10 protein-coding genes are annotated in these 12,784 nt (G+C 74.7%); 5 read left to right on the top strand and 5 right to left on the bottom strand.

Features of this window, described 5'->3' with window-relative positions; genetic code table 11:
• Positions 1 to 26 precede the first annotated feature (26 nt).
• Entirely contained in the window at positions 27 to 866 is an 840-nt protein-coding gene (locus tag Plo01_RS28870) for an SCO6745 family protein (protein ID WP_203893865.1), read from the bottom strand.
• Positions 867 to 934: 68 nt separating this feature from the next.
• A complete protein-coding gene (locus Plo01_RS28875; protein ID WP_239317257.1) occupies positions 935 to 1,675 on the bottom strand; it encodes an SAM-dependent methyltransferase in 741 nt (246 codons plus the stop codon).
• 129 nt (positions 1,676 to 1,804) lie between these two features.
• Between Plo01_RS28875 and Plo01_RS28880 the strand changes: the two genes are divergently transcribed.
• Complete coding sequence (locus Plo01_RS28880) at positions 1,805 to 2,623, top strand: MerR family transcriptional regulator (RefSeq protein WP_203893867.1); 819 nt, start codon at positions 1,805 to 1,807, stop codon at positions 2,621 to 2,623.
• A gap of 50 nt (positions 2,624 to 2,673) precedes the next feature.
• Here Plo01_RS28880 and Plo01_RS28885 read toward each other — a convergent pair whose 3' ends face one another.
• The 3 genes from Plo01_RS28885 to Plo01_RS28895 form a co-directional block, all read right to left on the bottom strand.
• Positions 2,674 to 3,657: a diacylglycerol/lipid kinase family protein gene (locus Plo01_RS28885; RefSeq protein WP_203893868.1), complete on the bottom strand. Its 984-nt coding sequence runs from the start codon at positions 3,655 to 3,657 to the stop codon at positions 2,674 to 2,676.
• A 74-nt stretch (positions 3,658 to 3,731) separates the two neighbouring features.
• A complete protein-coding gene (locus Plo01_RS28890) occupies positions 3,732 to 4,673 on the bottom strand; it encodes an MBL fold metallo-hydrolase (RefSeq protein ID WP_203893869.1) in 942 nt (313 codons plus the stop codon).
• The gene (locus tag Plo01_RS28895; RefSeq protein ID WP_203893870.1) at positions 4,670 to 5,587 is read right to left on the bottom strand and encodes a cyclic nucleotide-binding domain-containing protein; all 918 of its coding nucleotides are present in this window, start codon (positions 5,585 to 5,587) and stop codon (positions 4,670 to 4,672) included. The genes Plo01_RS28890 and Plo01_RS28895 overlap by 4 nt, the downstream gene beginning before the upstream one ends.
• Positions 5,588 to 5,815: 228 nt before the next feature.
• Between Plo01_RS28895 and Plo01_RS28900 the strand changes: the two genes are divergently transcribed.
• The 4 genes from Plo01_RS28900 to Plo01_RS28915 all read left to right on the top strand — a co-directional run bounded on the left by Plo01_RS28900 (position 5,816) and on the right by Plo01_RS28915 (position 12,774).
• Entirely contained in the window at positions 5,816 to 7,153 is a 1,338-nt protein-coding gene (locus tag Plo01_RS28900) for an adenylate/guanylate cyclase domain-containing protein (RefSeq protein WP_203893871.1), read from the top strand.
• Positions 7,113 to 7,931 (top strand): ABC transporter ATP-binding protein, encoded by an 819-nt coding sequence (locus Plo01_RS28905; RefSeq protein ID WP_239317259.1) that lies wholly within the window; start codon positions 7,113 to 7,115, stop codon positions 7,929 to 7,931. The genes Plo01_RS28900 and Plo01_RS28905 overlap by 41 nt, the downstream gene beginning before the upstream one ends.
• A gap of 61 nt (positions 7,932 to 7,992) precedes the next feature.
• Positions 7,993 to 10,380, top strand: coding sequence for an ABC transporter permease (locus tag Plo01_RS28910; protein WP_203893872.1), 2,388 nt, complete (start codon positions 7,993 to 7,995; stop codon positions 10,378 to 10,380).
• Positions 10,381 to 12,774 carry an ABC transporter permease gene (locus tag Plo01_RS28915; protein ID WP_203893873.1) on the top strand — a complete coding sequence of 798 codons (2,394 nt, stop codon included), beginning with the start codon at positions 10,381 to 10,383 and terminating at the stop codon, positions 12,772 to 12,774. It abuts the gene before it with no gap.
• The last annotated feature ends 10 nt before the right edge of the window (positions 12,775 to 12,784 follow it).

The raw sequence follows: 12,784 nt of genomic DNA on the forward strand, positions 1-12,784 counted from the left end.
CGGACGGGCGTGACCGGCGCCGCGGGTCAGCCGCCGACGTTCAGCAGGCCCGCGTTCACCACGCCGCGGCCGAAGGTCCGGGCCAGCTCGGCCAGGCGGGCCAGCTCGTCGTCGGAGAGCGCGGCGTAGGCGGGCAGGGCCAGTTCGTCGGTGCGGTCCTCGATCCGCTGCCGCAGCGCCCGCCCCTCGGCGGTCAGCTCGTCGCCCGCCAGCAGCCCGCGCTCGCGCAGCCGCTCCTCGGTCGCCAGCCACTCCTCCTCCGGCCAGGCCCGACTGATCTTCAGGAAGATCACGGGCAGGCCGGAGCCGGCGGCGCCGTGCAGGACCAGCGCCTCCAGCGGCCCGACCCCCTCGGCGAGCAGGGTGGCGACGTGCCCGTCGCCCCGGAACTCGCGCAGCAGGGTCTGGGCGTGCCACAACTCCAGCAGGGGGTCGTCCGACGGCCAGGGCAGCGCGGCGTGCGCGGCGAACAGCGGGCGGCCCTGGGGGTGCTCGCAGGCGCGCTCGGCCGCCCGCCTGGCCAGCGCCGCCGTCTCGGCCAGGCCGGGCAGCTCGTGGATCCCGCCCCGGCGCAGGGCCGCGTCGGCGGCGTCGTAGCGGGCCCGCAGGACCTTCTCCGGGGTCGTGCTCTCCCAGGCCGCCGGGAGCGCCTTGCGGACGAGCGCCGGGCAGAAGTTGTAGAAGGTGGCGATGACCAGCTCGGGCGAGGCGGCGCCGAAGGCCGCGGCGCGGGAGGCGAAGTAGCCCGCGTGCTTGTCGAGCCCGAGCGCGGCGTAACGCTCGGCGGCCTCGGGGACGAAGTAGATCATCCCGTGGAGGGGCTCCAGGCGGCGCCAGGACTGCCGGGCGAGCTGGACGTCGGTCATCGTTCCTCCGCGGGATCCGCAACTTCTAGAATGTATGTCTAGAAGGTATTTCTACCCGTCGGTAACCGTCAACGGCGGCGCAGCACGAAGACGCCCCAGCCGAGGTACCGCCTGCCGTACTCCACATGCGACCTGCGGCAGCGCTCCAGGAACGCGCGCACCTCCTCGACCTCGGGGTCGCCGGGGTTGGCGCGCAGCCAGTCGCTCAGCGTCCACCACTGGCTCGCCACGTAGCGGTCCCAGCTGCCGGGGTCGGCCAGGACCATCTCCAGGACCTCCGTACCGGCCGCCTCGAACCGGTCGAAGGTCCCGGCCAGCGAGGTGAAGTCCGCCGGCCCGAAGCCGAACGCCTCGTAGGCCCCGGCGGGCGGCTCGGAGATCCAGTACGGCTCGCCGACGAGGAGGATCCCGTCCTCCTTGAGCGCCGGGAGCATCAGCTTGACCGTCCCCTCCACCCCGTCACCGATCCACGTCGCCCCGAGGCACGACACGACGTCGAAGGAGCCCGGCTCGGCCGGGTGGGCCCCGGCGTCGCCCCGCTCGAACCGGATCCTCCCGGCCACCCCCAGCTCCACCGCCCGCTCGTGCGCCGCGTCCAGGAAGACCTCGCTGATGTCGACCCCCACCCCCTCGATCCCGTGCTCCAGGGCCCAGCGGCAGAGCATCTCCCCCTTGCCGCAGCACAGGTCGAGCAGGCGCATGCCGTGGCGGAGCCGGGCGACCTCGCCCAGCAGCGCCAGCTTGTCGTCGGTGAACGGGTTGAGGATGCGGTGACCGCCCTCGGCGATCTCGTGGAAGCGCAGTGACATGCCCGCCATGCTGCTCCGCCGGCGTCCTCGCGCCAACCGATTATCCGCGCGCCCGCCCCTTCCCCGCCGCCCCCGCCTTCCGGGAGCCTTGACCCTGACACCGTGTGAGGCCCTACACCTGGAAGCATCATGTTCAGCATCGGAGACTTCGCCCAGCTCGGCCGCGTGTCGGTGCGGATGCTGCGCCACTACGACGCGCTCGGGCTGCTGCGGCCCGCCCGCGTCGACCCGGCCAGCGGCTACCGCTTCTACCGGGCCGCCCAGCTCTCGCGGCTCAATCGCATCATCGCCCTGAAGGACCTCGGCTTCACCCTGAACCAGATCGCCTCGATCATCGAGGAGAAGGTGAGCCCGGAGGAGCTGCACGGCATGGTACGGCTGCGCCGCGCGGAGCTGGAGGAGCGCATCGCGGCGGACACCGCCCGGCTGCTCCGGGTCGAGGCGAGGCTCCGGGCCATCGAGACGGAGGGTCTCATGAGCACAGAGGAAGTCCTGGTCAAGCGGGTCGCCCCGGTCCGGGTCGCGGAGCTCAGAGCGGTGGCGGCGAGCTACGAGAGCGAGGACATCGGCCCGGTCATCCAGCCGCTCTACCAGGAGCTGTGCGCGCGGCTGGAGCGCGCCGGGGTCGTGACCACCGGTCCGGGCATCGCCTGCTACGAGGCCGAGGAGGACGGCAAGGTGATCGTGCGCGCCGGGATGGAGGTCGCGGCGGCCCCGGAACGGGAGCACGACTTCGCCATCGTGGACCTGCCGCCGATCGAGACGGCCGCCACGATCCTCCACCGGGGCCCGATGGAGGAGGTCGGCCCGAGCTTCCAGGTCCTCGCCCAGTGGGTCGAGGAGAACGGCTACCGCGTGGTCGGCCTCGCCCGCGAGGTCTACCTCGACTGCCCGGAGGACCGGAGCCAGTGGGTGACCGAGCTGCAGATGACGGTCACCCCCGCATGACCGGGCCGCGGACGACGGTCACGCCTTCGTGACCGGGCCGCAGATGACGGTCACGCCTTCGTGACCGCGGGCTCCCGGCCGGTCCCGGCCTTCTCCCCGGAGGGGGCCGGCCGGGAGGGCTCCTCCTCGGCGGGGGCCGGCCGGGGGGCGCGGAGGACGAGGCCGCCGGGGACGACCTCGGCCTTGAGCCGGGTGACCGTGCCCTTGGCGCCGCCGTCCAGCTCGTAGGACATGGCCCTGCCCAGCTTGACGGTGACCTTCCGGGCGCGGGTCATCCGGACGAACGGCGAGGAGTCGGAGCGGCTCACGCTCATCCGGCCGAGCGTGCGGGCCCACTGGATGGGCCCGCTGGCCGTGGTGACGCCGACCTCCAGCCAGCCGTCGTCGGGGCGGGCGTCGTCGAACGCCTCGATGCCGCCGGTGATCGTGCCCACGTTGCCGAACAGCACGCAGCTGGCCTCGCCCTCGAACCAGGGCGTCCCGTCGATCTTGATCTGCATCGTGACGAGCTCGCCGCGGACGTGCCGCAGGCCGGTCCAGAAGTAGGCGGCCCGGCCCATCCGGTCCTTCAGCCCCCGGTCCGCGTCCTTGATCATCTCCGCGTCGAACCCGACCCCGGCCATCACCGCGAAGTGCTCGCCGTTGACCCTGCCGAGGTCGAGCTTGCGGTCCTCGCCGTGGAAGGCGATCCGCACGGCCTCCGGCAGGTCCTCGGGGATGCCGAGGTTCTTGGCGAACATGTTGGCCGTACCGGCGGGGATGATCCCCACCCGCGTGCCGGAGCCCGCGAGCGCGTCCACGCACCGCTGCACCATGCCGTCGCCGCCCCACACGATGACCAGGTCGGCGCCCTTCTTCACGGCCTTCCTCGCCTGCTTGGGCGCCTTCTTGCTCTTGGGCACCTCGTACCAGAGCAGCTCGTCCACGCCCTCGTCGGCCAGGAGGCGGCGCAGCTCGTCCAGACCGCCGCCGAGCGACTTGCGCTGGTGGGCGATCACGGCCACCGTGCCGGCCTTCCCCTGCTTCTTCGTCATGGTGACCTCCCGCAGCCATCCGTCCCGCGATGACCAACGGCTGCCCCGGCCGGCAAGATCCAAACGCCGGACGATCAGTCGCGCCCCGGACCGGGCGGGCGCGCCGGGCCGGGACGGCCCCCGCCGACGGTGAGGACGTCGCCCTGGCGGGCCACCTCGGCGACGCCCGCCAGTTCCTTCGCCAGGGCGTCCAGCTCGTCGTCGGTGCGGCCGGGGGCGTGGTGGGTGAGCACCAGGCGGCGGGCGCCGCAGCGGGCGGCGAAGGCCACCGCGTCCGGCACGGTGGCGTGGCCGTACCGGTCGGCGACGTCCTGCTCGCAGGCGAGGAACTGGCCGTCGTGCAGCAGCAGGTCCACTCCGGAGGCCAGCTCCTCGGCGGCCGCCGAGCCGAACTGCGGGGCGTGGTCGGGCAGGTAGGCCAGGGAGACGCCGTCGCACTCGACGCGGGTGCCGACGGTGACGCCCCCCTTGTGGACGATCTCGGCCTGGGTGACCGTGCAGCCGCCGATCCGCCGGGGCCCCGCCGTCGCCGGCAGGAAGCGCCAGGCGCCCAGCAGCCCGCCCGGAGTGATCGGGAAGTGCGGCGGGGACATCGCCCCGGCCAGCAGCGCCTCGGGCTCCGCCGGCTCCGCGGGGACGCCGGGCAGCACGAGGTCGACGCGGGCGCCGGGATGGTCGACGGAGCGGCTGAACGGCAGGCCCTGGACGTGGTCCCAGTGCAGGTGGCTCAGGAGGATCGTGCCGCGGAACGGCGCCCCGTCCAGGTGGCGGCCCAGCTCGCGCAGGCCGGTCCCGGCGTCCAGCACCAGGACGGGCGCGGGCTCCCCGCGACCGGACAGGACGGCCGGGATCCCGGCGCATCCGGCGGACGTCGCCCAGCGGTCCCGCCCGGCGGCGCGGCCGGCGGGCGGGTGCTCCGGGATGACGGCGACGCAGCTGGTGTGGCCGCCGTACCGGACGAACTCGGCGCCGGGGGCCGGGGTGGACCCCCGCACGCCGAGCAGCGCCACCCTCACAGACCGGACCTCTCGCGGCGGTGGCCCTCGGCGAGACGGACCAGGAACGACCGGTCGATCGCGTCGGCCGGGGCCTCGGCCACCCGGACGGGGGTCACCGCGGTGAGCGTGGCGGTACGGCTCCCGCCCTCCAGCAGGGCGCGCTCGCCCAGCACCGCGCCGGGCCCCAGCTCGGCCAGGACGCCGCCGCCCACGTCCACCGAGACCACCCCGTCCAGCAGCAGGAACAGGGAGTCGCCCGGATCGCCCTGGCGGACCAGGACCTCTCCCTGGCGGAGCTCGCGGACGACCGGCCTGGCCCCGCCGTGCATGAGCCGGGTGGACAGCTCCCGCTCCAGCGCCGTCTCGGCGGCGGTGACCACCACCGGGGAGTCCTCGGCGCCCCAGGGGGTGGCGATCTGCCCCGCCCACGCCTTGAAGTCGGCCACGCCCGCCTTGAGGCAGAGCCGGTCGGCGGAGTCGTACACCCAGTGCCGGGGGAAGGGGCTGGCCCCGACGAGTCCGACCGCCGAGCGGCCGTCGGCGTGCAGGGTGAGCGAGAGCGTCGTCCAGACCAGCGGAGCCTGCCAGCGGACGAACGGCGCCCTGGCGAGGGTGCGGGGGAACGGCAGCGCGGTACGGCCGCCGGCGGTCTGGGTGAACCGCACCCAGCCGTCGCCCGTCTCGGCCGGGGCGCGCAGATCGGGCAGGGGGACGGCGGCGAACGTGGCGCCGAGCCTGCCCAGCCGGACCGTGGTGGACCCGATGACCACGCCGCCCTCGACGCCGTAGTCCACCGGCCGTCCCCCGGAGAACTCGGCCCAGGCGTGGATGCGGTTGGCGAACCGGTAGGCGTCGGCGTCGCGCATCCCCTCCAGATCGTCGAGCACGTCGGGCGGCGGGGAGTCGTAGTGGGAGATTCCTGCGGCGAACATCGTCCGGGTGTAACCCTTCACCGCTTCGGACGGAATCCAAGACAGGGACGTCGCATGGGATTCGATACGCATCGCCGCCTCCTTTTCGGCTCGATTCGCCTCGACGTTAGGCCGCGGACCGGCCCTGCCCGAAGGGCGCTGCCCACCGGGTCAGGGGGGTGCTAGCACCCCCCGCCCGTAGGGCTCAGCCCTCTTGGCCGGGTATGCCGGAAGGAGGACATTCGGATCGTGGAACGCATCACCGTGCTGCTCGCGGACGACAACCTGATCGTCCGCGAAGGGGTGCGCGCGCTGCTGTCCAGGGATCCCGCCCTGGACGTGGTCGGCGTGGCGGCCGACTACGACGAGCTGGTCTCCCGGGCCGTGGAGCTGCGCCCGCAGGTCCTGGTCACCGACATCCGGATGCCGCCCACCTTCCAGAACGAGGGCATCGACGCGGCCCGGGAGGTGCGCGGGCGGCTGCCCGGCACCGGCGTGGTCGTGCTCAGCCAGTACGACGACCCCGAGTACGCGGTCGGGCTGCTGGCCGGCGGCGCCGACGGCTACGCCTACCTGCTGAAGGACAGGGTCGCCGACTCCGGCCTGCTGGGCCGGGCGATCCGCGAGGTGGCCGCCGGGGGATCGATGCTCGACCCCGTGATCGTGCGGGAGCTGCTCTCCCCCGCCCGCGCCGACGGCGAGCTGTCGGCCGAGGACGACGACCTGCTGGGCCAGATCGCGGAGGGCCGCTCGGTGAAGGCCGTCGCCGCCGCCCGCGGCGAGCCGCCGGAGGCGGTCAACGCGGCGATCGAGCGGCTCTTCCTCGGCCTGGCCCGGGACGCCAGCGTGGGACGGCAGAGCGCGCTGCGCCGGCTGCGCATGCTGCACACCGCGATCCTGCGGCGCGAGGAGCACGGCGAGAAGTTGTCGCGGCTGCTGCCCAGCGGCGTCGCCGAGCGGCTCCGCAGCGGCCTGGGCGAGCACACCGAGCGGCTGGTCGTCACCGTGCTCATGTCGGACGTCCGCGGCTACTCGGCCATCGCCGAACGCACCGACCCGGCCGTGCTGGCCGGTCAGCTCAACGCGCACCGGCGTGCCATGAACGCCGCCATCCTCAGCGGCGGCGGCACCGTCATGCAGTACGTCGGGGACGCGGTGATGGCCGTGTTCGGCGCCCCCTCCCCGCTGGAGGACCACGGCCCGCGGGCCGTACGGGCCGCCGCCGGCATGCACCTGCGGCAGCGCGAGCTGAACCGGGAGTGGGCGGCGCGCGGCGCCGCCCCGTTCGACCTGGGCATCGGGCTGTGCTCCGGCGAGGTCGCCGCCGCCCTGCTGGGCAGCGAGGAACGGCTCGAATACACGCTGGTCGGGGACACGGTCAACCTCGCCCAGCGGATGCAGGACCTGGCCCGGCCGTACGGCACGGTGGCCGCGGAGAGCACGGTGCGGGCGGCCGGGGACGCCTGGCCGTGGAAACCGCTCGGCTCCCGCGTCGTCAAGGGCCGCACCACCCCCGTCACCGCCTACCACCTCCTGGAGACCCCCGATGACCACCGAACCGACCCGACAGGATCTGGCGACCACTGAGACGGCCGGGCCGGGCCCTGTCACCGCAGGGGTCACCGCCGGGGTCACCGCCGGGCCCGACCTCGCGACCGCCCTCGGGGCGGAGTCCGGGGTGGGGTCCGGACCGGGCCCCGCGGTCCGGATCCGCGGCGTCCGGCGCACCTTCGCCGCCGAGCTGGCGCCGGTGCGCGCGCTGCGCGGGCTCGACCTGGACGTCGCCGCGGGCGAGTTCATCGCGGTGACGGGCCCCTCGGGCTGCGGCAAGTCGACCCTGCTCAACGTCATCGCCGGTCTCGACCGGGTGGACGAGGGCGGCGTCGAGGTGGCCGGGGAACGGGTGGACGGCCGGGACGAGGACTGGCTGGCCCGCTTCCGCCGCCACCACATCGGCTTCGTGTTCCAGTTCTTCAACCTGCTGGACGGGGTGTCCGCGCTGGACAACCTGGTCATGCCGGGCGTGCTGGGCGGGATGCGCCGCCGGGCCGCCGAGTCCCGCGCCCGCGACCTGCTGGACCTGCTCGGCCTGGGCGACCGCGTCAGCCAGGTGCCCGCGGTGCTGTCCGGAGGTCAGCGCCAGCGGCTCGCCATCGCCAGGGCCCTGGTCAACCGGCCGACCCTGCTCCTGGCCGACGAGCCCACCGGCGCCCTGGACAGCGAGGGCGGGCTGGAGGTGCTGGAGCTGTTCCGGCGGCTGCACGACGACGGCCAGACGATCGTCATGGTCACCCACTCGGCCGAGGTGGCCTCGGGGGCCTCCCGCATCGTGCGGATGCGCGACGGCAAGATCGACACCCCGTGATCCCCGCGCGCTCCGGTTCCCGATCCGGCTGCGCGCCGCCGACCCGCTGAGGAGCGAGGAGATGACCGCGATCTGGTTCCGCCTGGAACTGCGCCGCCGCCGGCGCTCACTGATCGTGCTCGCCCTGCTGGTCGCCCTGGCCACCGCCACCGTGCTCGCGGCGGCCGCGGGGGCCCGCCGCGGGCACACCTCGATGGACCGGCTGCGCGCCGTGACGCTGCCGGGGGACGCCGTGGTGCTGCCCAACCAGCCGGGCTTCGACTGGGACCGGGTCCGCGCCATACCCGGCGTCATCGCGGTCGGCACCTTCCCGGTCTCCGGTTTCCACGTCGAGGACCTGCCGGGCGGCCCGCTGCCGGTGTGGATCCCCGGCCCCTCCGACACCGAGATGTGGCACACCATCGAGCGCCCCGTGCTGCTCGCGGGCCGGTTGCCGGCCCCCGGGCGCGCGGACGAGATCGCGGTGTCCGCCCGGTTCGCCGACGCCTACGGCAGAGGCCCCGGCGACACCCTCGCCCTCCGCCTGGCCTCCGCCGAGCAGTTGCGCAGCGTCCCGGACGCGGCGTTCGCGGTGCCGCAGGGTCCCCGGATCACCGTGCGGATCACCGGGATCGTCCGCTCCCCCTGGTTCCGGGACCACATCGGGCAGGGCGGGGTCCCGTTCGTCTCCGCCGCCCTGTTCCAGCGCTACCGCGCCAACTTCATGGGGAGCGGGCGGGAGCAGCTGTTCGTCAACGCGCTGGTCCGGCTGGCCGGCGGCACCGACGCCCGGTCCCTGTCCCGGTTCAAGGAGGACCTGGCCAGGGTGACCGGACGCTCCGACATCGACGTGTGGAACGCGGCCGAGGACGTCCGGCACATCGGCGAGGTGCTGGACTACGAGGCGCTGTCCCTGCTCGCGTTCGGGCTGGCCGCGCTCGCCGCGGCCACCGTGCTGACCGGCCAGTCCATCGCCCGGTACTGCTGGGCCGCGGCGGCCGAGCTCCAGGTGCTGCGCGCCGTCGGCCTCGTCCGGCGCCAGGCGGTGGCCGCGGCCGCCCTTCCCGTGCTCGCCGCCGTCGCGGCGGGCGCCGCGCTGGGGCTGGCCGGCGCGGTGGCCGCCTCGCACTGGACGCCGATCGGCATCGCCGCCGACCTCGAACCCGCCCCGGGGCTCGACGCCGACTGGTGGGTCCTGGCCCCGGGGGCGCTGCTCGCGGTCGCACTCGGCGCTCTCGGCGCCGCCGTGTCCACGTGGCGGGCGCTGCGCGGTCCCCGGCCGGCCGACATACGGCCGTCGGCGGTGGCGACGGCCGCGGCCCGGGCCGGCCTGCCGGTGCCGGCCGTGCTGGGCGCCCGCTTCGCCCTGGAACGCGGCCGGGGCACGGTCCCGGTGCGTCCCGCGCTGCTGGGAGCGGTGGTGGGCGTGCTCGGCGTGCTGGCCAGCTTCACTTTCGCCGCCGGCGTCTCGGAGGCCGCGGGCAATCCCGTCAGGTTCGGCCAGACCCACCAGCTCGAAGCCATGATCGGCCTCAACGGCAAGGGGGACGATCCGTCGCGGACGCTCTCCGCGATCGCCGCCGTGCCGGAGGTCGCCGGGATCAACGACGGCCGGATAGCGGTCGCCCAGGCGGGAGACGTCGCGGTCCCGGTCTTCAGCCACGCGCCCGTCGGCCGGGCGGTGCCGGCCGTCCTCGTCGAGGGCCGGATGCCCGCCTCGGACGCGGAGGCGGTGCTGGCGGTGAGCACCGCCCGCCGCCTGGAGGCCGGGGTCGGGGACAGGGTGTCGCTCACCGGGCAGCGCGGCACCCGCGCGTTCACCGTCACCGGGATCGGCTTCGTGCCGATGAGCCCGCACAACGAGTACGACGAGGGCGCCTACCTCACATCCGCGGGATGGACCTCGCTGTTCGGCTCCTTCAAGTACCGCATCGTGCAGATCCTGCTCCACCCCGGAAGCGATCCCGCGGCCGCCGCGGAGCGGATCGGCGCGGCCACCGCCGAAGCTGGAATCCCGGTCGAAGCCGGACCGGTCCTGCCGCCGAGGCAGCTGGCCGAGCTCAGGGACGTGGAGGTGCTGCCGGTGCTGCTGGGCGGGTTCCTGGCGCTGCTGGCGGTCGGCGCGGTCGGCCACGCCCTGGCCACCGCCGTACGGCGCCGCCGCCGCGAACTGGCCGTCATGCGCGCCCTGGGCCTGACCCGCCGCCAGGCCGGGCGGACCGTCACCGTCCAGGCCGCCCTCATCGCCCTGACCGGCCTGATCTTCGGCGTCCCCCTCGGTCTGGCCCTCGGCCGCGTCCTGTGGCGGGCCGTCGCCGAGCACACCCCGCTGCTGCACCACCCGCCGACCGCCCTGTGGACGCTGGTCCTCATCGCTCCGGCCGCCCTGCTCACCGCGGCCCTGCTCGCGGCCTGGCCGGGCCGCACCGCCGCCCGGCTGCGCGTCGCCGACGTCCTGAGGAGCGAGTAGATGACCGCGATCTGGCTCCGCCTGGAACTGCGCCGCCGCCGGCGCTCGCTGATCGTGCTGGCCCTGCTGGTGGCCCTGGCCACGACCACCGTGCTGGCGTCGGTGGCCGGGGCGCGCCGGGGGATGTCCTCCGCCGAGCGGCTGCTCGCCGAGACCCTGCCCGGGCACGCGGTGGTCCTGCCCAACCAGGCCGGTTTCGACTGGGACAGGATCCGCGCCCTGCCGACGGTGGAGGCGGTGGCCACGTTCGCCCTGTCGGGCTTCCACATAGAGGGCATACCGGGCGGATCGATGACCGACTGGCTGCCGACCATCGCCGACGACCAGAGCTGGCGCACCATCGAGAGGCCGCTCGTGCTGGAGGGCCGGCTGCCCGCCCCGCACAGCACCGACGAGCTGGCCGTCTCGCCCTACTTCCTGAAGCGGTGGAACCTCCAGGTGGGCGACACGGTGACGGTCCTGATGCCCAGCCCGGAACAGATGGACGACCCCATGCGGAACCCGGCGGCCATACGGCCCGCCGGGCCCCGGTTCCCGGCCAGGATCACCGGGGTCATCCGGTCCATGTGGTTCTCCGACCAGGTGGACGGCGAGGGTTTCGCCCTCGGTTCGTACGGCATGTTCACCGAGTACCGCGCCAACATCATGGGCTCCCGGGAGAGCGTGAACATCAACGCGCTGGTCCGGCTGCACGACGGCACGGACGGCATCCCGGCGTTCAAACAGGAGCTCGCCCGGGCGACCGGCGACAACAACATCGACGTCTGGGACATGGGCCAGGAACTGGAGCACATCAACCAGGTGCTGGCCTTCGAGGCGCTGTCGCTGCTGGCGTTCGCGCTCGCCGCGCTCGCCGCGGCGGCGATCCTGATCGGCCAGTCCATGGCCCGCTACTGCGCCGCCGCGGTCGCCGAGCTCCAGTCGCTGCGCGCGGTCGGGCTCACCCCCCGGCAGACCGTCACGGCGGCGGCGCTGGCCCCCGCCGTCGCAGCCGCCGCGGGCGCCGGGCTGGGCGTGGCGGGGGCGTTCGCGGCCTCGAACTGGATGCCGATCGGCATGGCGGCGCTCGGCGAACCCTATCCGGGCCTGGACGCCGACTGGCTGGTGCTGGCCCCGGGGTGGCTGGCCGTGACCGCCCTGGCCGCCCTGGCGGCGGCGGGGTCGGCCTGGATCGCCCTGCGCGGCTCCCGTCCGGCGGCGCGGCCGTCGGCGGTGGCGACGGGCGCGGCCCGGGCCGGACTGCCGGTGCCGGTGGTGGTCGGCGCCCGTTTCGCCCTGGAACGCGGACGCGGACGCGGGCGCGGCGCCGTCCCGGTCCGCCCCGCCCTGCTCGGCGCGGTCGTCGGCGTCCTCGGGGTGCTGGCCGCCCTCACCTTCGCCGCAGGCGTCTCCGACGCCGGGCGCAACCCGGCCCGCTACGGCCAGACCCACCAGGTCAACGTCTACCTGGGATTCGGCGGCCGGGGCGTCGGCGCCGACCGGGTGCTGCCCTGGCTGGCCGGTGACCGCGACGTCATCGGGGTCAACGAGGGCCGCAACGCGGTGGCGCAGTCCGGGGAGATCGCGGTCAGCACGTACTCCTACGCCCCGGTGGGACGGCCGATCCCCACGGTCGTCAGCGAGGGCCGGATGCCAGCCGCCGACCACGAGGTGATGCTCGCGGTGAACACGGCCCGTCTGCTGAAGGCCGGGGTGGGGGACGCCGTATCGCTCGCCGGGGAGGACGGCACGGCCCGCGGGTTCACCGTGACCGGCGTCGGCTTCGTGCCGATCGGCTCGCACAACGGCTACGCCGAGGGCGCGTACGTGACCGCCCGGGCGTGGGACGCCCTGTTCGACACCTTCAAGTTCCACATGGCGCACGTCGCGCTGCGCCCGGGCGCCGACCCCGAGGCGACGGCCGCGCGGTTCCAGTCGGAGGCCGGGCGTCTGCGGCTGCAGGTCGTGTTCGAGGCGACGGAACCGCCGCCGGAACTCGCCGAGATCAGGGACGTGGAGGTACTGCCGGTGCTGCTGGCCGGGTTCCTGGCGCTGCTGGCGGTCGGCGCGGTCGGCCACGCCCTGGCCACCGCCGTACGGCGCCGCCGCCACGAACTGGCCGTCATGCGCGCCCTGGGCCTGACCCGCCGCCAGGCCCGCTGGATCGTCACCGTCCAGGCCACCCTCATCGCCCTGACCGGCCTGATCTTCGGCATCCCCCTCGGCCTGGCCCTCGGCCGCGCCCTGTGGCAGACCGTCGCTCACCACGCGCCCCTCTTCTACCACCCGCCGGTGGCCTTCTGGGCCCTTCTCCTGGTGGGCCCGGTCGCGATCGTGACGGCCAACCTGCTCGCCGCCTGGCCCGGGCGCCTCGCGGCCCGGCTCAGGCTCGGCGACGTCCTGAGGACGGAGTGATGACACCGTG

This window comes from Planobispora longispora (assembly GCF_016863135.1).
In the GTDB taxonomy this organism is placed as follows: Bacteria; Actinomycetota; Actinomycetes; order Streptosporangiales; family Streptosporangiaceae; genus Planobispora; species Planobispora longispora.

Excerpts from the sequence above, each read along its gene's own strand:
- Plo01_RS28885 (WP_203893868.1), bottom strand. The coding sequence starts at position 3,657 with ATGACGAAGAAGCAGGGGAAGGCCGGCACGGTGGCCGTGATCGCCCAC.
- Plo01_RS28915 (WP_203893873.1), top strand. The coding sequence starts at position 10,381 with ATGACCGCGATCTGGCTCCGCCTGGAACTGCGCCGCCGCCGGCGCTCG.
- Plo01_RS28905 (WP_239317259.1), top strand. The coding sequence starts at position 7,113 with ATGACCACCGAACCGACCCGACAGGATCTGGCGACCACTGAGACGGCC.
- Plo01_RS28870 (WP_203893865.1), bottom strand. The coding sequence starts at position 866 with ATGACCGACGTCCAGCTCGCCCGGCAGTCCTGGCGCCGCCTGGAGCCC.
- Plo01_RS28895 (WP_203893870.1), bottom strand. The coding sequence starts at position 5,587 with ATGTTCGCCGCAGGAATCTCCCACTACGACTCCCCGCCGCCCGACGTG.
- Plo01_RS28875 (WP_239317257.1), bottom strand. The coding sequence starts at position 1,675 with ATGTCACTGCGCTTCCACGAGATCGCCGAGGGCGGTCACCGCATCCTC.
- Plo01_RS28910 (WP_203893872.1), top strand. The coding sequence starts at position 7,993 with ATGACCGCGATCTGGTTCCGCCTGGAACTGCGCCGCCGCCGGCGCTCA.
- Plo01_RS28880 (WP_203893867.1), top strand. The coding sequence starts at position 1,805 with ATGTTCAGCATCGGAGACTTCGCCCAGCTCGGCCGCGTGTCGGTGCGG.